This window comes from Phyllobacterium sp. A18/5-2, from assembly GCF_025452215.1.
GTDB classification, from domain to species: Bacteria; Pseudomonadota; Alphaproteobacteria; order Rhizobiales; family Rhizobiaceae; genus Phyllobacterium; species Phyllobacterium sophorae.
The window spans coordinates 2190077-2208574 of sequence record NZ_CP104966.1; the positions used below are offsets into that span (position 1 = coordinate 2190077).

At 58.0% G+C, this 18498-nt stretch carries 13 protein-coding genes and 4 pseudogenes; 8 read left to right on the top strand and 9 right to left on the bottom strand.

The window, feature by feature from the left end:
* Positions 1 to 1605, bottom strand: coding sequence for an inorganic phosphate transporter (locus N8E89_RS10900; protein ID WP_106664411.1), 1605 nt, complete (start codon positions 1603 to 1605; stop codon positions 1 to 3).
* A gap of 139 nt (positions 1606 to 1744) precedes the next feature.
* Between N8E89_RS10900 and N8E89_RS10905 the strand changes: the two are divergent.
* Positions 1745 to 2870, top strand: a pseudogene (locus N8E89_RS10905) (beta-ketoacyl-ACP synthase III).
* A gap of 71 nt (positions 2871 to 2941) precedes the next feature.
* On the opposite strand, the gene N8E89_RS10910 reads toward N8E89_RS10905, so the two are convergent.
* The 4 genes and pseudogenes from N8E89_RS10910 to N8E89_RS10925 form a co-directional block, all read right to left on the bottom strand.
* Positions 2942 to 4291: a calcium-binding protein gene (locus N8E89_RS10910; RefSeq protein ID WP_262259879.1), complete on the bottom strand. Its 1350-nt coding sequence runs from the start codon at positions 4289 to 4291 to the stop codon at positions 2942 to 2944.
* Between the two features lie 290 nt (positions 4292 to 4581).
* Positions 4582 to 5867, bottom strand: a pseudogene (locus tag N8E89_RS10915) (NAD(P)/FAD-dependent oxidoreductase).
* Between the two features lie 227 nt (positions 5868 to 6094).
* Positions 6095 to 7529, bottom strand: a pseudogene (locus N8E89_RS10920) (glutamine synthetase family protein).
* A gap of 122 nt (positions 7530 to 7651) precedes the next feature.
* Positions 7652 to 8326 (bottom strand): Crp/Fnr family transcriptional regulator, encoded by a 675-nt coding sequence (locus tag N8E89_RS10925; RefSeq protein ID WP_106664406.1) that lies wholly within the window; start codon positions 8324 to 8326, stop codon positions 7652 to 7654.
* Between the two features lie 204 nt (positions 8327 to 8530).
* On the opposite strand from N8E89_RS10925, the gene N8E89_RS10930 reads away from it, so the two are divergent.
* Both N8E89_RS10930 and N8E89_RS10935 read left to right on the top strand, forming a co-directional pair.
* Positions 8531 to 8812: a hypothetical protein gene (locus N8E89_RS10930; RefSeq protein WP_146147792.1), complete on the top strand. Its 282-nt coding sequence runs from the start codon at positions 8531 to 8533 to the stop codon at positions 8810 to 8812.
* 407 nt (positions 8813 to 9219) lie between these two features.
* The gene (locus N8E89_RS10935; protein ID WP_106664404.1) at positions 9220 to 9462 is read left to right on the top strand and encodes a hypothetical protein; all 243 of its coding nucleotides are present in this window, start codon (positions 9220 to 9222) and stop codon (positions 9460 to 9462) included.
* 273 nt (positions 9463 to 9735) lie between these two features.
* Here N8E89_RS10935 and N8E89_RS10940 read toward each other — a convergent pair whose 3' ends face one another.
* Both N8E89_RS10940 and aceA read right to left on the bottom strand, forming a co-directional pair.
* A complete protein-coding gene (locus N8E89_RS10940) occupies positions 9736 to 9969 on the bottom strand; it encodes an SMc00767 family acetate metabolism repressor (RefSeq protein WP_027230260.1) in 234 nt (77 codons plus the stop codon).
* A gap of 97 nt (positions 9970 to 10066) precedes the next feature.
* Positions 10067 to 11356 carry an isocitrate lyase gene (gene aceA, locus N8E89_RS10945; RefSeq protein ID WP_106664403.1) on the bottom strand — a complete coding sequence of 430 codons (1290 nt, stop codon included), beginning with the start codon at positions 11354 to 11356 and terminating at the stop codon, positions 10067 to 10069.
* 260 nt (positions 11357 to 11616) lie between these two features.
* Between aceA and N8E89_RS10950 the strand changes: the two genes are divergently transcribed.
* Complete coding sequence (locus N8E89_RS10950; RefSeq protein WP_262259882.1) at positions 11617 to 13059, top strand: helix-turn-helix domain-containing protein; 1443 nt, start codon at positions 11617 to 11619, stop codon at positions 13057 to 13059.
* A gap of 58 nt (positions 13060 to 13117) precedes the next feature.
* Here N8E89_RS10950 and N8E89_RS10955 read toward each other — a convergent pair whose 3' ends face one another.
* Entirely contained in the window at positions 13118 to 14701 is a 1584-nt protein-coding gene (locus tag N8E89_RS10955) for a winged helix-turn-helix domain-containing protein (RefSeq protein WP_106664401.1), read from the bottom strand.
* 240 nt (positions 14702 to 14941) lie between these two features.
* Between N8E89_RS10955 and N8E89_RS10960 the strand changes: the two genes are divergently transcribed.
* Both N8E89_RS10960 and N8E89_RS10965 read left to right on the top strand, forming a co-directional pair.
* Positions 14942 to 15718, top strand: a complete 777-nt coding sequence (locus N8E89_RS10960; protein ID WP_106664400.1) for an SDR family oxidoreductase — start codon at positions 14942 to 14944, stop codon at positions 15716 to 15718.
* A pseudogene (locus tag N8E89_RS10965) lies at positions 15708 to 16100 on the top strand (cupin domain-containing protein); the annotation flags it as partial. The gene N8E89_RS10960 and the pseudogene N8E89_RS10965, both read left to right, overlap by 11 nt.
* Before the next feature lie 130 nt (positions 16101 to 16230).
* Here the strand turns inward: N8E89_RS10965 and N8E89_RS10970 are convergent.
* Positions 16231 to 17100 (bottom strand): LysR family transcriptional regulator, encoded by an 870-nt coding sequence (locus N8E89_RS10970; RefSeq protein WP_106664595.1) that lies wholly within the window; start codon positions 17098 to 17100, stop codon positions 16231 to 16233.
* Positions 17101 to 17195: 95 nt separating this feature from the next.
* Here N8E89_RS10970 and N8E89_RS10975 point away from each other — a divergent pair, with 95 nt between their 5' ends.
* The gene (locus N8E89_RS10975; protein ID WP_162707220.1) at positions 17196 to 17351 is read left to right on the top strand and encodes a hypothetical protein; all 156 of its coding nucleotides are present in this window, start codon (positions 17196 to 17198) and stop codon (positions 17349 to 17351) included.
* A gap of 80 nt (positions 17352 to 17431) precedes the next feature.
* Positions 17432 to 18376, top strand: coding sequence for a DMT family transporter (locus N8E89_RS10980; protein WP_106664398.1), 945 nt, complete (start codon positions 17432 to 17434; stop codon positions 18374 to 18376).
* The last annotated feature ends 122 nt before the right edge of the window (positions 18377 to 18498 follow it).

Genomic DNA, 18498 nt, shown 5'->3' on the forward strand with positions numbered 1-18498 from the left:
CTAGATCAGATTCCGCAAAATCACGAACAACGTGAAGGACAGCGCGATCGAGACTGGCAAAGTCAGTACCCATGCCATCAGCAGATTGCGTACCGTCGACATCTGCAGTCCGGAACCATTGGCGACCATCGAGCCGGCGACGCCGGATGACAATATGTGCGTGGTGCTGACCGGCAGCCCGAGTGTATCCGCGGTGAAGATCGTGCCCATGGCCACCAGCTCGGCCGAAGCCCCCTGACCATAGGTGAGGTGCGTCTTGCCGATCTTCTCGCCGACGGTGATGACGATACGCTTCCAACCGACCATTGTTCCGAGGCCAAGTGCCAGCGCCACCGCCACCTTGACCCAGGTCGGGATGAACTTAGTCGCATTGTCGATCGCCTGGTGATAGGTCTTGATCGTCGCAAGGTCCGCCGCGTCCATCGGCAGTAGTTTTTTCTTGTCGATCAGTTTCAGCGCCTCACCCGTGAGATACATGTCATTGCGCGTATTGCTGACCATGCCGACGGGTACATTGGCGGCGGATCCATAGGGCGAAATGTTTGCATTGGTCTCGGTGATGAACTGCTGGATAGCGACCGTTGTCTGATCGCTCCACGTCTTGTTGCGAACCGCCTCGCTGACCACGGCCTTTGCATCGGTCACGACGACCCCGGGCTTTTCATACTTCTTCAGCGCAGCGCCGGCCTGCGTGGCGGCGGACTTGTATGCGTCCAGATAGTTGACGTCTGGCGTACGGTTTAGTGCGAAAGCGGTTGGTACAACACCGATCAGGATAAGCATGATAAGGCCCATCCCTTTCTGGCCATCGTTCGACCCATGTGCAAAACTCACACCTGTGCAGGTGAAAATCAGCAACGCGCGAATCCACAATGGCGGCGGGGTACTTCCCTTCGGCGCCTCATAAAGCGCCTTGTTCTTGATGAAGAGCTTCATTGCCAGCAGCAGCAAGGCAGCCGCACCAAAGCCAAAAAGCGGCGAAATCAGCAGCGACATGCCAACTTCGGTGGCTTTCGACCAGTCGACGCCGCTGGTGGCCGTCCCGGCCGGTGCCAGAAACTGATTGGCAAGGCCGACACCGACGATAGAACCGATCAGAGTGTGCGAACTGGAGGCCGGCAGGCCGAGATACCAGGTGCCGAGGTTCCACAGGATCGCCGCCGTCAGCAGCGAAAACACCATGGCCAGACCGGCGCTGGAACCAACCTGCATGATGAGTTCGACGGGGAGCAGGGAAATGATGCCGAAGGCAACCGCGCCGCTCGCGGTCAGGACGCCGAGAAAATTGAAGAAACCGGACCAGATGACAGCGATCTCGGCGGGCATGGAGTTGGTGTAGATCACCGTTGCGACGGCGTTTGCGGTATCGTGAAAACCGTTGACGAATTCGAAACCGAGAGCCGTGACAAGTGCCAGTCCGAGCAAAATCCACGGAACGGCGACGGCACTGGTCAGATCCTGCGTCAGCGAATAGCCCACATAGAAAAGGCCGGCAATCAGGATTGCGATTACGGCGTAGTTGGGCAGGTTGCCCAGGCTTTTTGGCTTCTCAAGCGGATGTTCACTTTTCAGCAGGCCGGCATCGGTTGCATTGCTTAGCGTCATGGCCAGATCCCCGGTGGTTGATGAATGCTGAACAAAGGCTATGACCGCGGCGTGAACCCTTGATGACAACGCGGGATACCTTGCGTGAAACGCAGGGAATCTTTATCGCTTTTCTTGAGTGAGAAATTCTGGAAGCGCCATGCATAAAGTTGTCATCAGCGGTACGGGCGTCTTCACGCCGGAACAGTCCATCAGCAATGCCGAACTCGTCGAGGCATTCAATACCTATGCCACAAGGCAGAACGAAATTCATGCTGACGGGATCGCCGCGGGCACCCGCGAGCCGATGACCATGTCCAATGAGGATTTCATTGTACGCGCTTCCGGCATCGAAGCGGCGCCATGTGCTGAACAAGTCTGGCATTCTCGATCCGGATATCATGCATCCCGTTCTCCCCGAACGCAGCGATGACGAACTGTCGGTGATGGCCGAACTGGCGGTGAAGGCTGCAATGCTGGCACTTGCCAAAGCCGGACGGACGGCCTCGGAGGTCGACGCGGTGATCTGCGCCGCCTCCAATCACGAGCGCGCCTATCCCGCCATCGCCATCGAGGTGCAACAGGCTCTGGGAATCGAGGGTTTCGGTTTCGACATGAATGTCGCCTGTTCTTCGGCGACCTTCGGCATCCAGGCGGCAGCGGATATGATCCGCTCGGGTTCTGCCCGCGCCATCCTCATGGTCAATCCGGAGATTTGCTCGGCGCATCTCGAATGGCGCGACCGCGACTGCCACTTCATCTTCGGCGATGTCTGCACCGCCGTCCTGCTCGAGCGCGACGACCTCGCCACCGCCGCTGACCGGTTCGAAATCGTCTCGACCCGCTGTCTCACGCAGTTTTCCAACAATATTCGCAACAATAACGGGTTCCTGCGCCGCACGCGGGAAGGGCACATGGCCGACCGGCGCGACATGCTATTCCGCCAGGAGGGCCGCAAGGTGTTCAAGCAGGTGGTGCCGATCGTTGCTGATCTGATCCTCACTCACCTTGCTGACGAGAACATCGCACCGGCGCACCTGTCGCGGCTCTGGCTGCACCAGGCCAACAAGGGCATGAACGACCTGATCGGCGTCAAGGTGCTCGGCCGCGAGCCACAGGCTGGCGAACAGCCGAACATCCTGCAGGATTATGCCAATACGTCGTCCGCAGGCTCGATCATCGCCTTTTCCAAATATTCCGACGACCTCGCGCCCGGCAGCCTCGGAGTGATCTGCTCGTTCGGGGCGGGGTATTCTGTGGGCAGCGTGATTGTACGGAAGGTGTAGAAGATAAGAGAAACCTGTTGTTTAAACAGGTTTCTTCTTTGCGCTACAGAAGCTTGGAGTGTCGAAGCGACCTACAAGATAAAATCGCTTTGACTCAGCGTATGGCTGGGATCTTCGATCCTTATCTCGCCTTGGACGGTTAGGTTGCTCGCCCATATCGTGACGTCGTATCCTGAACCAGACTCAACCCAGGATATACCCCCCGTAACATGATCCCTGAACACCAGGTGCTGCTGTCCGGGTAGCCCAGAGTAATCGACTGCAGAAAAATCGATCTTGTCGAGATTATCCATGTATATGGTTGGCGTCGTGGTGCTACCGCTGTTGCTCAACTCGGCCCAACTGTCGAATGTGTAGGTGTCTGCTCCAGCATTGCCATTCATTATGTCCGCTTGCCCGCCGCCGCGCAGGATGTCATTGCCATTGCCTCCATTCAACGTATCATTATTGTTGTCTCCCCACAGGCGGTCGTCACCATCGCCACCGTTAAGCGTATCGCTGCCACTTCTGCCATGAAGCTCGTCGTTCCCGGCAAGACCACTAATAATATTGCTGAATTGATCGCCTCTGAGGTCGTCTCCGTACCCGCTGCCGATGATGTTAATGCACTGAAAGATGGTGTCGCCTTCGGCGTCGCCACCGCTGACGGTTCCGCCTCCTGAGTTGAAGCTGACGTTTACTCCCGTCAGTGAAGTCTCGTAGCTGACCGTATTATTGCCAGTCCCCCCCTGGACGAGATCACCGCCAGGACCACCGATCAGCGTGTCATCACCATCTCCGCCAAAGAGCTGGTCACTATCGGCGCCTCCTTCGAGCCGATCATTGTTAGCGTCGCCATTGAGCGTGTCATTACCGATACCGCCACGAAGCGTGTCATCATTACTGCCGCCATACAGCGTGTCATTACCGCCGCCGCCGTCGATCGTGTCATTGCCCTGTTGGCCACTCAATGATGAGTCGTTGCCGCCCATGCCGTTGATGATGTCGCCGCCAGCCATACCGAAAATCACATTCGGCGCGTCATTGCCCGTTAGCGTGTCGCCGAAAGTCGAGCCGACGAGATTTTCGAAACCGGCGACCGCAGTATCACCTTGCGCATGTCCGCCGGACGCACTCTGGATGCCACCCAGCAAGCTGAGTGTCACATTAACGCCAGCGTCGGAATTGAAATATCCAAGTGTGTCGCTGTTACCGCCAAGATCGGCGAGAATGATATCCGCGCCGCCCCCACCCTCGATGTAGTCGTTTCCGGTTCCGCCGGTAATGGTGTCATTGCCGTCGAGACCCTGATAATAGTGATTGGAATTCAAAGTCAGAAGAAACGCCTGTGTGTCGCCCCGTGCCGTGCCGATTTGGGGTGTTGCATTCCCTACGCCCAGCAGGCCCATATAAAATGCATCCAATACATTCTGAGTAGCCATAACGTTACCCTCCCTGATCCTATCGCAGGGCAAACCCCATCGCGGGGCTCTTTGACCCTGCAATAGTAAATCTCATTAATTTGTTTTGCTGTTATCTGCGTGATTCGCCACATTTATACTGGAGAATACGTACGTATGTAGAATACTCTTTGTTTGCGTATAAATCAAACAGTGTATTTTTGTGTTCGTTCAGGATGAATTGTTGCTGTTGACCTAATGCTTTTGTACTAAAATGAGCGTTGTATTTATTGGCTTATTTGCTTTCAACGCCGATTTTTGCAGTTACCCCATCAAATCCTGTCCACCAGCGCATACCAGCTGAGTGCCAGGAACAGCAGCGGCGCCCGGAACTTACGCCCCCCGGGAAGGCCGGGATTTTCAGCTCCTCCAGCAATTTCAACCGGTCGCGATTGCCCGCCACCGTCTCGGCGTAGAGCTTGCCGACGAAGTTCGACAGCATCACCCCATGCCCGGAATAGCCGCCTGCCGAGATCACATTGGGCATGACCTCGCGCACGAAAGGCTGGCGCGGCAGGGTAATGCCGACAGAACCGCCCCAGGCCTGGGTGATCTCGACATTGGCGAGCGCCGGGTAGATTTCGGCGATCTGGCGGCGGATATGCGTGCTGATATCGAGCGGATTGTCCGCCGTATAGGCCTCGCGCCCGCCGAATAGCAGCCGTCCGTCCTTCGAACGGCGGAAATAGCGCACGACGAAGCGGGAATCGTCGACGCTCTCGCCGCCAGGCAGCACCGGACTGTCGTCGGCCAGCGGCACCGTTGCGCCGATGAACGAGCGGATCGGCATGACATGCGACGCGCTGATGGGTTCGAGATTGCCGCCATAGGCATTGACCGCGATCAGGCCCTTCGCTGCCGTCACATTGCCGAATGGCGTCGTGACAATCACCCGGCCATTTTCCGATTTGATGGAGGTTACCTTGGTGTTCTCGTAAAGATGCGCACCTGCCTGTGCCGCAGCCTTGGCGGTTCCGACGACCAGTTTCATCGGCTGGATATGGCCGGTGCCCTTATCGTAGGTGCCGCCGAGATAGCGCGTGGAGCCCAGGCGCTCGGCGGTCTCGTTCGCGTCCATGTAGTGGATGTGCGGATAGCCGAAACGCGTGGCCATCAGCTCGGCGTGGCGCTGATAGTCCTTCAGGTAACGCTTCTTGTGCACGACAGACATCTGGCCCGGCACATATTCGATATCGATCCTGTGGGTTCCGGCAAATTCAAGCAGATGTGCCTTGGCGTCCTCGGCCAGATCGAACAGCGCCTTGGCGCGCGTGAAGCCATATTGCGCTTCGAGGTCTTCCGCCCAGGCGCGCTGTCCGGTGCCAAGCTGCCCGCCATTGCGCCCCGAAGCGCCATCGCCAAAGCGCCAGGCCTCAAGCAGGACGACGTCGACACCCGCCGACGCCAGATGTACGGCGGCCGACAGGCCGGTGAAACCGCCACCCACGATAACGACGTCGGCGCTCCGCGATCCGTCCAGCGCCGGGTATTCGATGCGATCATCGATGGTGGTTTCGTACCAGGAGATGCCGGGGGAGATGGGGGACTGATAGTGCATTATTGTGCATTCCGATCTGGAAATACTGGCGCTGCTCTATCTCTCCCCATGTGGGAGAGAAAGGATTTTCTTGGATTTAGCTTCTTTGCTAAATCCTTGGAAAATCCAAGTGAGGGGATTTGTCTCTATGTGCGGAGCACTACCCCCTCTCTTGCGATTTCTGGCACTTAGCCAGGCTAAGATGCTGAAATCGCTTTCTCCCCGCAAAGGGAGATAAGGCTGCAGCATCACACATTGAGCAGCAGAAATTCGCGCTCCCACGGGCTGATAACCTCCATGAAGGTCTCGAACTCGGCGCGTTTGATCGCGGCGTAGGTGATGGCGAAGGATCTCGCCCAGCATGGCGATGAGATCCTTGTCATGCTCGAACAGGATCGTTGCCTCGATCAGTCCGCGCGGCAGCTCGATCAGGCTGTCATTGACTGTCGTCGAAGCCGGCGCATCGGGCTCGATCCTGTTGTTCATGCCGATAAGGCCGCAGGCGAGCGAGGCCGCCAGCGCCAGATAGGGGTTGGCGTCGGAGGAGGGAATGCGGTTCTCGACGCGCCGCGCTGCCGGGTCGGAACGCGGCACGCGGAAGGCCGTGGTGCGGTTGTCATAGCCCCATTTGACGTTGACAGGCGCGGAGGCCGCCGGCGTCAATCGCCGGTAGGAATTCACATATGGCGCAAACATCACCAGCGAAGCCGGGACGTGTTTTTGCATGCCGCCGATGAAAAAACGGAAGGCCTCGCTCTCCGTGCCATCGGGATTGGAGAAGATATTGCGCCCTGTCTTCTTGTCGATGATCGACTGATGGATATGCATGGCCGATCCCGGCTGGCCCTGGATCGGCTTGGCCATGAAGGTTGCGTACATGTCGTGCTTCAGCGCCGCCTCGCGGATGGTGCGCTTGAACAGGAACACCTGATCGGCAAGCTCGATCGGATCGCCGTGACGCAAATTGATTTCGAGCTGCGCCGCGCCCTCCTCATGGATCAGCGTGTCGATCTCGAGGCCCTGGCTTTCGGAGAAATGATAGATATCGTCGATCAATTCGTCGAATTCGTTGACGCCCGCGATGGAGTAGCCTTGACCGCCGCCGATGGCGCGGCCTGAGCGCCCGACTGGCGGGGTGAGTGGATAATCCGGATCCGGGTTCTTCTTGACAAGATAGAACTCGATTTCCGGCGCGACGACCGCCTTCAGGCCCTTCTTGCTGTAAGCGGCCATCACGCGCTTCAGCACATTGCGCGGCGTGAACTCCACAGCTTGCCCGTCCTTGTTGACGAGGTCGCAGATGACCTGCGCGGTCGGGTCGCTTTCCCACGGCACTTCCGAAAGCGTGGATAGATCCGGCATCAGCTTCAGGTCGCCATCGTCTTCCGGATAGGAGAAACCATGCCCGTCTTCCGGATAGGAGCCGGAGATCGTCGCCATGAAGACCGCGGAGGGCAGGGCCAGCGATGTATTGGAGGTGAATTTCTTCGACGGCATCATCTTGCCGCGCGCTACTCCAGCCTGATCCGGCGTGATGCACTCGATGTCTTCGATATCCCGCCAGGCCAGCCACTCGGAAGCTTCACGCCAGTTTTTCACGCCGCGAGTTGCCTTGACATAAGCGGGCGTACGCCGCCGGGTGGTCGTCCGTGCGGGTTTCTTTTCAGGAGTTTCGGAAGGCATCAATCACCAGAATGAGTTGCGGTGACAGGATGATAGAACAAATTATGACGGGATGGGAGGCGGGGCGGTGAAAATTGTGGAATGGCCGCGCGACGCCTGGTCGCGAGCCCCTGTCCAGGCGCTTATCGCGCCAGATTGACACCCAGAAGGCGCCTGTACTCTTTCTCGGCCACCCCATAGAAGCCGTCGGCCTCCGCAATGAGCCCTGCGCGATCTACAATCGTTATCAGTCCGCGCTTGGCGCGGATCAGCCGCTTGTCTTCCAGGACGTGCAGTGTTTCCGTCACCCATGGCCGCCTTACTCCAAGCATGATCGCCAGAAACTCGTGCGTCAGCACGATTTCAGGGCCATGTGTGCGGTCATGCACCATGAGCAGCCAACGGGCCATTCTCGCCGCAACACTGGCCTGGCCATTCGCCAAAGCCGTCGATGCAGTCTGAACGATCATTGTATGGACATAGAGCAACAGGTAGTTGCGCAATGTCTTGCTCGTCTCCATGGCATGTTGAAGGTGCACGGTAGCGATACTGTAACCGTCGCCAGCGACCTGTATGTAGCTGTCGTGCGGCGATTGCATTCCGCCAAGAACGACCGCGGAGCTGGTCATTCCATCATTGCCGGAAATGCCGACCTCAATATCACGGCCGTCGGGCATTTTGGCGACAATCGAGGCCAGACCGGATTCAAGGAAGTAAACCTCGGCAACCGGTGTTTGCGATTTCTCGACGATGTGTCTCAACGGCAGTTTCTGGGCCACGAGATGCGGCGCGAGCAGATCCAAATCGCTTGCACGCATATGCCTGAGAAGCCTGTTCTCATACGCAGACTGTGGAGTTAGCATCCTATTCCCTTCCCGCGGGAACAGAGAATCCTGCGTGATGAAATGGTATAAATATCGAAATAAAAAAGTGACACAATGCATTGTCTGCCAATGGACAATTCTCGCATTGTCTATCAATATATTCCCGAAAGATCGGCGATATTTTCTCTGAGTTTCATTATGACACATTTTGCAAAATATAAAAGATTTACTTTGGATAGTTATGAAAATAATGACGCAGTCAAAGTATTCGTGTTCGAAAATGGAGGAAAAACAGTCGCAGATATTTTCTGGGATGAGAACGGTCAAACCGGCGCAGGCACGTATTTGTATGCGACATACGTGCCGGTCGCGCTCGAACGGGCCGAGGATGTGAGGCAGAATTACGGTTTTGCGAAGGTCATCGTTATTATCGAAAATCTCGATCTTTGGGACGCCGATTGGGGTGATTTGATAGATTAGAAACCACATTCGGAACAATTTTGTAATGACTATTGTCTATTGACGTACACAAAATTGAGCATAAACTCGAAATCTTGTAATATAACTGAAAAATATGTGGTTTTTATATTTCTTTCTTTTGGGAGAAGGATTTAGGTGCAGAACGTTTGCTATTTTGCGAGCTACGGAGTTCGGCCGTATCACGATCGAAGCCATATCGTCAGAATACGCCACGATACTGAAAGGTATTTGATGGGTTTCTTTCTCAAAGCTCTAACCGTGACAAAGGGGCTCGAAAGGCCAGCCTTGCGGAAGGCCAAGAGGCGTGAGCGAATGCAACTGAGGCTTTTAAAGTCCCACTAACGCAAACGCAGGTCGCGTTAATTGCCATTCTCAAGTGGTTCGTTGTCTAGCGGATTGGAGGAGGCATGAATATTGCAAAACCGCTGCGTCCGACTGATTATCCTCGCCGGGCCTATGATTGTCAGATCGCGCTGAGTCAAAGATTCACATGGGTCATGGATTGCCTGTCCGCCGAGGCGGCCGAAGCCGGATGGCAGTCGGAGGAGACGACGCGAGCAATCGTTGGATTGGTGCTTGCCTATGCTGCGGACCAGCAAATTGAAAAAACTGTATCGGTGCAAGCTGTAAAAGAGCTGTTCCTGCAATAGCTTGTGGGAAGACGCGATACAGCGGTTATTTGGGAGGGACGACGTATCGGAGCAGACGGGCGTGGGGTCGGTCGCTCCGGTTAGCACTGCGTGGTTCGAAAGGCTCACCGGACCACGCAGTGACTTCAATCACCAAAAGCAAAACCGCCCGCAATTGCTTGCGAGCGGTTCTGCGTGCCGTGCTGGTTCCAGACCGAAACCAGAGAAGGCCACGGCAGCTTCTTCCCGGGAAAAGCGGTAACCGGTTCTCCGTCCGGAATTGCGAAAGCAGATCTACTGCCTTGTAACGACCACCGGGATCAGCAGATCGCCCCAGTTGCCGTCGCCGCCATGATGGCGGGCGGATCGGACCAGTTCAACGGACACGCCGGCGTCGACCGCCTTCATGACGGATTGGTTGAGGCGATGCAGGTCATTGGCGACCATGCGAATGACAGCCTGCTGGTCTGCATTCATGGCCGATGATTGCTCCTCGGCCCGTTCCTTGACGCGTGTCTGCGGTGCCATGATCTTCTCCTTTTCTGGCGTTGCAGCGAACGATCCCTTGATCGTCCGGGATGGAAAGGCGGCAGATGTGGGCCGTGCCGCCTGTCCGTATTGGGTCTTACTCGGCAGCCGGGCGGAACTGATCCGTCTCGGTCGATTCCTTCATCGCCGTGGTCGAAGACTGGCCGCCGGTGATTGCCAGCGAAACCGCATCGAAATAGCCGGTGCCGACTTCGCGCTGGTGCTTGGTCGCGGTGTAGCCGTTGACCTCGGCGGCGAATTCCGCCTCCTGCAGTTCCGAATAGGCCGACATCTGGCGTTCCTTGTAGCCGCGAGCCAGTTCGAACATGCCGAAGTTGAGCTGGTGGAACCCGGCCAGCGTGATGAACTGGAACTTGTAACCCATCGCGCCCAGCTCGCGCTGGAATTTGGCGATCGTCGCCTCGTCCAGATGCTTCTTCCAGTTGAAGGAAGGCGAGCAATTATAGGCGAGCAGCTTGTCCGGGTGCTCCCTGCGCACGCCTTCTGCAAAACGCCTGGCCTGTTCGAGGTCGGGCTTCGATGTCTCGCACCAGATGAGATCCGCATGCGGCGCATAGGCTATCGCCCGGGCAATGCAGGACTCAAGGCCGTTCTTGACCTGATAAAAGCCTTCTGTCGTCCGGCCCGCATCGTAATCGACAAAGGGCTGGTCCCGTTCATCGATGTCCGAGGTCAGAAGCTTGGCGGCTTCCGCGTCGGTACGGGCGATGACCAGTGTCGGCGTCCCCATGACGTCGGCGGCCAGCCGCGCAGCATTCAGGTTGCGAATATGCGCTGCCGTCGGGATCAGCACCTTGCCGCCCAAATGGCCGCACTTCTTTTCCGAAGCGAGCTGGTCTTCATAGTGGACACCGGCAGCGCCTGCCTCGATGAAAGCCTTCATGATCTCGAAGGCGTTGAGGGGGCCGCCGAAGCCGGCTTCCGCATCGGCAACGATCGGCGCGAACCAGGTGTCGACCGAAAGGCCCTTGCCCTCCGCCGTCTCGATCTGGTCGGCGCGCTGCAGCGTCTTGTTTATGCGCTTGGCCAGCTCCGGCGCGGCATTGGCCGGGTAGAGCGATTGATCAGGATACATGGCTGAAGCTGTGTTTGCGTCCGCCGCGACCTGCCATCCGGAAAGATAGATTGCCTTGAGGCCTGCGCGAACCATCTGCATAGCCTGGTTGCCCGAGAGAGCGCCCAGCGCATTGACGAAACCATCTTCGTGGATGAGCTTCCAGAGCCGGTTGGCACCGTTCTCAGCGAGAGTATATTTGATCTGAACCGAGCCTCGCAGGCGCTTGACATCGTCAGGTGTATAGGGGCGTTCGATACCATCATAGCGGCCCTCCGGTGCATTTGGTACGAGGCTGTAAAAATCAGTCATTATCGTCTCCACAAAGAGTTTTGTCCCGCCGCAACCTGCCTGATAGGGAGTTTGGCGGCTGCGTTGATATGACTAAATTTACATTGCGGCGCGATATGGTCCAGAAATATCGCGGTTTCATGCCAATTTATCGAGTTATTCTGTCTAGTGATTGACAAAGTGGAATTGTAAATTTGTAAAGATTGTAATATTGCGATCTGAGAGAATTTTGTGTAAATCTTGTCAAGAATACCCCGAAACGCGTAGGGTAGAGGAGTCCCATGGCCGAAGGCAAGATTTTCGCCGGACCGCGCATCAGGCGCATTCGCAACGAACGCGGTCTGACCCAGACGGCGATGGCTGAGGCGCTGGGCATTTCGCCGTCCTATCTCAACCTGATCGAACGCAATCAGCGGCCGCTGACCGTCCAGCTGCTGCTTAAGCTCTCCTTCACCTACAAGATCGAGCTCGATACGCTGCAGATGGAAACCGGGTCCTCCATGGCGGCACTGAAAGAGATGTTTTCCGATCCTCTGCTCAATGGCGAATTGCCGGGCGATCAGGAGCTCATCGAAATCAGCGATGCGGCCCCTAACGCGACCACCGGCTTCATCAAGCTCTATCGTGCCTACAAGGAACAGCAGGAGCGGCTTTCCGATCTGTCGGAACTCCTCGCCAGGGATGGCCGCGCACCCTCCCTGTCTGCCACGCGCCTGCCGCTGAATGAGGTGCGTGAGGTGCTGGAGCGCCGCGCCAACCACTTTGCGCGCATCGAAGGCGAGGTCGACAGTTTCGCCAGCCTGATCAAGCCGGGTGACGATCTGTTCGGAGCACTCAAAGCCTGGCTGAAGAGCGAACATGGCATATCTGTGCGCATTCTTCCCGTGGCGACCATGCCGAACTGGCGCCGCCGCTATGACCGCCATTCGCAGCGCCTGTTCATCTCCGAACGCCTGTCACCCTTCGACCAGCTGCGTGAAGTGGCGATGGAAGCAGTGCTCATGCGCATGCAGGTGGTCATCGCCGCCGAAATCCAGGACCTGAAACTCTCTTCCGATGAGGCGAGGCGCATCGCCCGCTTTGAGTTCGGGCGTTATGCCGCGCACGCGCTGATGATGCCTTGGCAGGCATTCCAGACCGCTGCCACCCGCGCACGCTACGATATTGACGTTCTCCGGTCGCGCTTCCACGTTTCGTTCGAACAGGCGGCCAACCGCCTGACAACCCTTACGGGCAAGAACGATATTCCGTTTTTCATGCTCGAGGTCGATCATGCCGGCAACCGTTTCCGCCGGGGAGGGGCGCAGGGCTATCCGCAATCGCGCTTTGGCGGCGATTGCCCGAAGCTTCCCGTCCACGCCGCCTTCGCCCAGCCTGGGCAGATCCTTGTCGAGGCCGTCGAGATGCCGGACGGCGCCGAGTTCCTGACCCTCGCCCGCACGCTGGAAGGACCGCAGGGCGCTTTCAACGAGCGCCCGCGCCGCACGGCGATCCTTCTCGGCTGCGACATCGAATATGCCGACCAGACGGTCTATGGCAGCGCACTCGGCAACCGGAGCATCAGCGCACCGCCGCTCGGGCGTTTCGTTGGTTCGACGCCGGTCGGCCCCGCCTGCCGCCTGTGCGAGCGCTCGGCCTGCCTCTCCCGCGCCGAACCGCCGGTGACGCGCCCGCTGGGGCTGGACGAGATGGTGACCGGGCTGAGTGCGTTTGATTTTCAATGAGTAAGGCGTAGAGCGCGGCGCGTGCCCTGAATTTGGACAAGGTGCTTGTATCCGGCTGTCATTCCGGAAGCCCGCCTCTTCGCAAGCCCTCGACGAACATTGCGAGGTCTTCCGGCCGGCGTATCGGAAGCCAATCCGTAACGTTGGATATGCGCAGCGCCGGATCGAGCTGCTGCAAGCGCTGCATTGCTTGCCGCGCTTTGTCCGCACGGCCGGCAAGGGCATGGCTTGCTGCGATAATGCCGATGACCATCAGGAAGTTCGGCAAATCCCTGGACGATTTTTCCGCCCATGACGAGGCTGTGTCGAACCGGCCGGCAAACAAATGCGCCATGGCCATTCCTGCCTGCATTCGATACATCTCCGGGTCCAGCGGGCTCAAGCGCATTGCGCGCGTGAAGTGCTCGATGGCTCCGTCTGGTTCCCCGCGCCAGGTTCTGAGGAAGCCGCCCAGGAACCATGCGGCCGCAAGGTTGGGATTGAGCATCAGCGCCCGGTCGATCAATGCGATGCCGCCATCGAGGTCACCCATGAGATGGCCAAGCGCATGCCCGCTTCGCGTCAGGGCCACCGCATCATCTCTGCCCAATTCGATGGCCCGGCGGGCCAATCGGGTGCCTTCGGCCAGTTCTTGCCGCCGGTCCGTCATCCAGCCGTTGACCTTGCGCCAGAAATAGCACCAGGCCGCCATAGCGTAGGCCGACGCGAAATCCGGATCGAGTTCCATGGCCTTATAGAAGAACGGCAGTGCGTCGTTGACGTCTTCCCTTGCCCCTTTTTGGAGTTTCGCCATTCCACGCAAATAGCAGTCATAGGCGTCGAGACTTTCGGTTGGTTTTCGTTTCGCGCGTTCGATCTCCGCTCTCTCGAGTTGGGGCGCGATCGCGCCAACGACACTCGCGGCCAACTGATCCTGAAGCTCGAAAATGTCGTCGAGAGTGCCTTCGAAGCGGTCCGCCCAGAGGTGCCCGCCGGTCGTCGCATCGATGAGCTGCCCTGTGATGCGCACGCGGTTTGCCGCCTTGCGCACGCTGCCTTCAAGCACGTACCGCACCCCCAGCTCGCGGCCAACCTGCTTCACGTCAACCGCCCGGCCTTTATATGTGAAGCTCGAATTGCGCGCGATGACGAACAGCCAGCGGATATGGGACAGCGCGGCGATGATGTCTTCGACCACGCCTTCAGTGAAATATTCCTGCTCCGGATCGCCGCTCAAGTTCTGGAACGGCAACACGGCAATGGAGGGTTTGTCGGGCAGGGCCAGGCCAAATCCAGATGGCTCGTCCGTCTCGGCGGGCTCCGTCTCCGGGGGATTGAATGTATCCGGCGATGGCACTTCCCGGACGTCGCCAATAAACCGGAAGCCTTTGCGAGCGACTGTCCGGATCAAGCGCTGCTCCCCGCCGCTGTCGCCGAGCGCCTTGCGTAACGCATTGATATGACTGGTTATGGTTGACTCAGAAACGATCCGGCCACCCCATATCGAGTCCAGCAAACTATCCTTGTTGACGACCCGCTCGCGATTCTCAACCAGGTGAACCAGCAGGTCGAATACTTTCGGGCCGATAGCAACCACCTCGGATCCCTTGGTGAGTTCCCGTTTGTCAGTGTTGAGAATGTAGTCCGCGAACACGAATTGCACTGGGACGCTCCTTAAGACCATTTGCGGGGCACGGAACCGGGGGCTGGACTGGTCGGTGGCGAGCTATTGCTACCACACTCGCTGCCTCACGAACGGATCGCTGCTTGGCTCTTGGACAAATTTACAATGTTAAGTCAATTGCAATGCAAGGTCCCCACAAGGACTCCCGGTCATCTTGCGGGCAATCTCTATGGCAATCGATCGCAATTGATGCGGCCGGTATCATAGGGAAATCTAGCCATGAAAATAGTCGTTATCGGAGGCACTGGCCTCATTGGAACGAAGCTGGTCAACAACCTGCGCCAGCATGGGCATGAGGTCTTGCCCGCGTCACCCAATTCGGGCGTCAATACCATCACGGGTGAGGGATTGGTTGAAGCGCTCATGGGCGCGAAGGTTGTCGTGGATGTGGCGAATTCGCCCTCATTCGAGGACAAGGCCGTGCTGGAGTTTTTCGAAAAGTCCGGTCGCAACCTGCTTGCTGCGGAAGCCGCCGCCAGCGTGTCTCATCATGTTGCGCTGTCGGTGGTCGGCGCCGACCGCCTTCCTGCGAGCGGTTACCTCCGTGCGAAGCTGGCTCAGGAAAATCTGATCAAGAGCGCGAATATTCCCTACACGATCGTCCGTTCGACACAGTTCTTTGAATTCATGAGCGGCATTGCCCAGGCGGCCACCGTCGGGCAGACAGTCAGCCTCTCACCGGCCCTTCTCCAGCCTATCGCGTCGGATGACGTTGCAAACGCCATGGCCAAAATTGCAATTGGCGTGCCGGCGAACGGCACTATCGAAATCGCAGGTCCGGAACGGCTGCCCCTCGACGAAATTGTGCGTCGATACTTGCATGCCACGGACGACCCGCGGACAGTTGTTGCCGATGTCCACGCCCGGTATTTTGGCACCGAGTTGAATGATCAATCGCTTAACCCGGGCGACAATCCCCGTATCGGCTCGACCCGTTTTGAGGACTGGCTCAGCTATTCCGCAGCTCAAGCCAGGGAAAAATCCAATGTTCAATAGATTGCTGTGCGGAGTTGCACTGACGGCGCTTTCCCTGACTGGAGCATTCGCCCATGACGTTTCGAGCGACAAGTCCAAAATCACGTTGGTCTTCGATCACGCGCTTCCGAACGTCCCGGGTAAAAGCATGAAAGGTGTGCTGGTCGAATATGAACGCGGTGGCTCATCGCCGGCACACACCCACCCCGACTCTGCGTTCATCTACGCGACGGTCCTCGAGGGCGCGATCCGGAGCAAAGTCAATGACGGCCCGGAGAAAGTATATCGAGCCGGCGAGAGCTTCGCTGAAGTACCCGGCGACCATCATGGCGTTAGCGCCAATGATAGCGATACGCGACCCGCACGGCTTTTGGCAGTCTTTGTAGTCGATTCCACTGAAACGAGATCTCGCCACCGACGACAAGGAGTGAGGCGCATCGCAAATTGCAAACGAACTGCCGGGGGAGCAGAGGGTCCTCCGGCTGCCTCTGTGTCAAGTGCTCGCCAAACCGTTTGCCGCTTGTTCAGCAACCTCACGCCCGCGGTCTCTGCCCGCGAAAAAGCGGTTGCTGCTTTTCGATCAGTTGAGCCAGCCGTTCGACCAGCGTGCGGATTTCCGGACGATGCCGGTCGTCATTGTGCATGACAAGCCATTGCCGGTGATAGAGATCCTTGATCTCACCTCCGGCGCGCAGCAAGGCGGCGTCGGCATCGCCGACGAAGCAGGGCAGGACACCGCGTCCGGCTCCGCTGCGCAAAAGGTCGTGCAGCATGCGCGGCGTGTTGGCCCAGATCGTCACCCACAAATCCTTTTGCGCCAGCAGCCAGCGTGCGGATGGGGTCACGGCATCGTCTGCGCCGATGCCCACCCAGTTGCAATCGCGCACCATGTTGAAATGACTGGCGCAATAGGGCGCGTAGGCGACGTCTCCGACCGGTTTGGCCGCCAGATTGTCGCTTTCGGGAAAACGGTTGCGAATGCCGATATCGGCCTCGCGATGCACGAGATCGAGCCGGATTTCCGCTGTCTTGAAGCATATCCGGAACGGGTCGTCCGGCGTCCAAAGCTGGTCCAGATTGACCGCCATGAAATGGGACATCCAGCTGCCCGCTGAAATGCGCACCGCCGGCAGTTCATGGACGTCTTCGTTCCAGGCATTGATCGACTGGGCGGCCTCGTTCATCGCGACCACATGCGACAGCAATGACTGGCCGTCCTTGGTCAGCGAATAGCCGGTCTGCCGCCGCACGAAGAGATTGCGCCCCATCTGCCGTTCCAGCGCCAGCACGCGCCGGCCGATTGTCGCCGGACTGATACCGGTTTTCTCCGACGCGCCAGACAACCCGCCCTCACGCGCAACATGCAGAAAGAACTTCAGATCGTCCCAATTGTCATTTTTCATTTTTGAAAAACACATTTCAGCTGCGGTTGTAGAAATCGCGAAAATTCTGATCAATTTAAGCATCCACCGCAAGTTGATTTTCAATGGAGATAAACATGGACCCTTGCTTGCTATGGACACTCGCCCTTCGGGAAGTCGCGGGCCGCGATCCGCGCACGCTGACCGAAGATGAATTCTACGTTCGCTTCGGCAACGGCAGCCACAGGATTTTCAATTGGATCGAGCGTATGATCCGCACGATGGCCGGGTGAGCGTCAACGTGGCGCGAAATCGACAATATCAGGTCGTGATCCGGTCTTGACCTTGCATGCAGGCTTGGCATTGTGCGCGCATGAGTGTCTCCGCCGTTCCACTGCCCCCTGTCACCGGGCCTGACCCTGCAAAAAGCTCTTCGGAAGCAGCGATCGGCTGCTTGCTGGTGGCGGGTGCAGCGATTGCCTGGAGCACCGGCGGAGCCCTGACCCGCTTCCTCGAGGTCAGCGACAACTGGACGGTTGTTTTCTGGCGGTCATTCTTTGCCGCATTGTTCTTGCTATGCTTCATGCTGGTCCGGGATGGCCCGCGCGGAACGTTGCGGCTCTTCCAGCACATGGGGCTGGCTGGTCTCGGTGTCGCCATCTGCTTCGCCACCGCCTCATCCTCCTTCATCATCGCGCTATCCTATACGACCGTCGCCAATGTGCTGCTGCTGCAGGCCGGGGTGCCGCTGCTTGCGGCCCTGATCTCGTGGGTGCTGTTCCGCGAGCGGGTGAGCGCCGCGACCTGGATCGCCATCGCCGTCGTCATTGCCGGTGTTGCCATCATGGTATCGGACTCACTCGATGGCGCTGTTTCGCCCATCGGCGACATGCTGGCGCTGTTGATCGCCGTCTCCTTTGCGTCGGCGACTGTCATTACCCGCCGCAAGGCGCATCTGCGGATGACGCCGGCGGTTTTCCTCGGCGTGTTCATCGCGGCCTGTGTCGCATCGCTCCTGGCAGGAGGGTTTTCCGCAAGCGCACGCGACTTCGGTCTGCTTTTTGCGCTGGGTGCAGTCAATCTCGGCCTCGGCCTTGCGCTTTTCGTCAGCGGCGCCCGCCTTATCCCTTCGGCACTGGCCGCTCTGATCAGCACGCTCGAACCGGTGCTCGGCCCGGTCTGGGTCTGGCTTCTGCACAACGAGGTTCCAGCACCCCGCACCATCGTCGGCGGCGCTATCATCCTGTGCGCGCTGCTCTTGCACCTCGGCTGGGAATACCGCCGCCAACGTCAGACTCAGCCCATCCTCTCGTCGTAACTTCGCATTTGCGCAAATTTAGACAAAGGTGTTGCTTCAAGCCAGTTGACGAACCCTTCGCAATCTAAAAAGGTGGGGTAACAACGGGAACCATGGGGCATTGCCAGAAGTTGGCGTGCCGG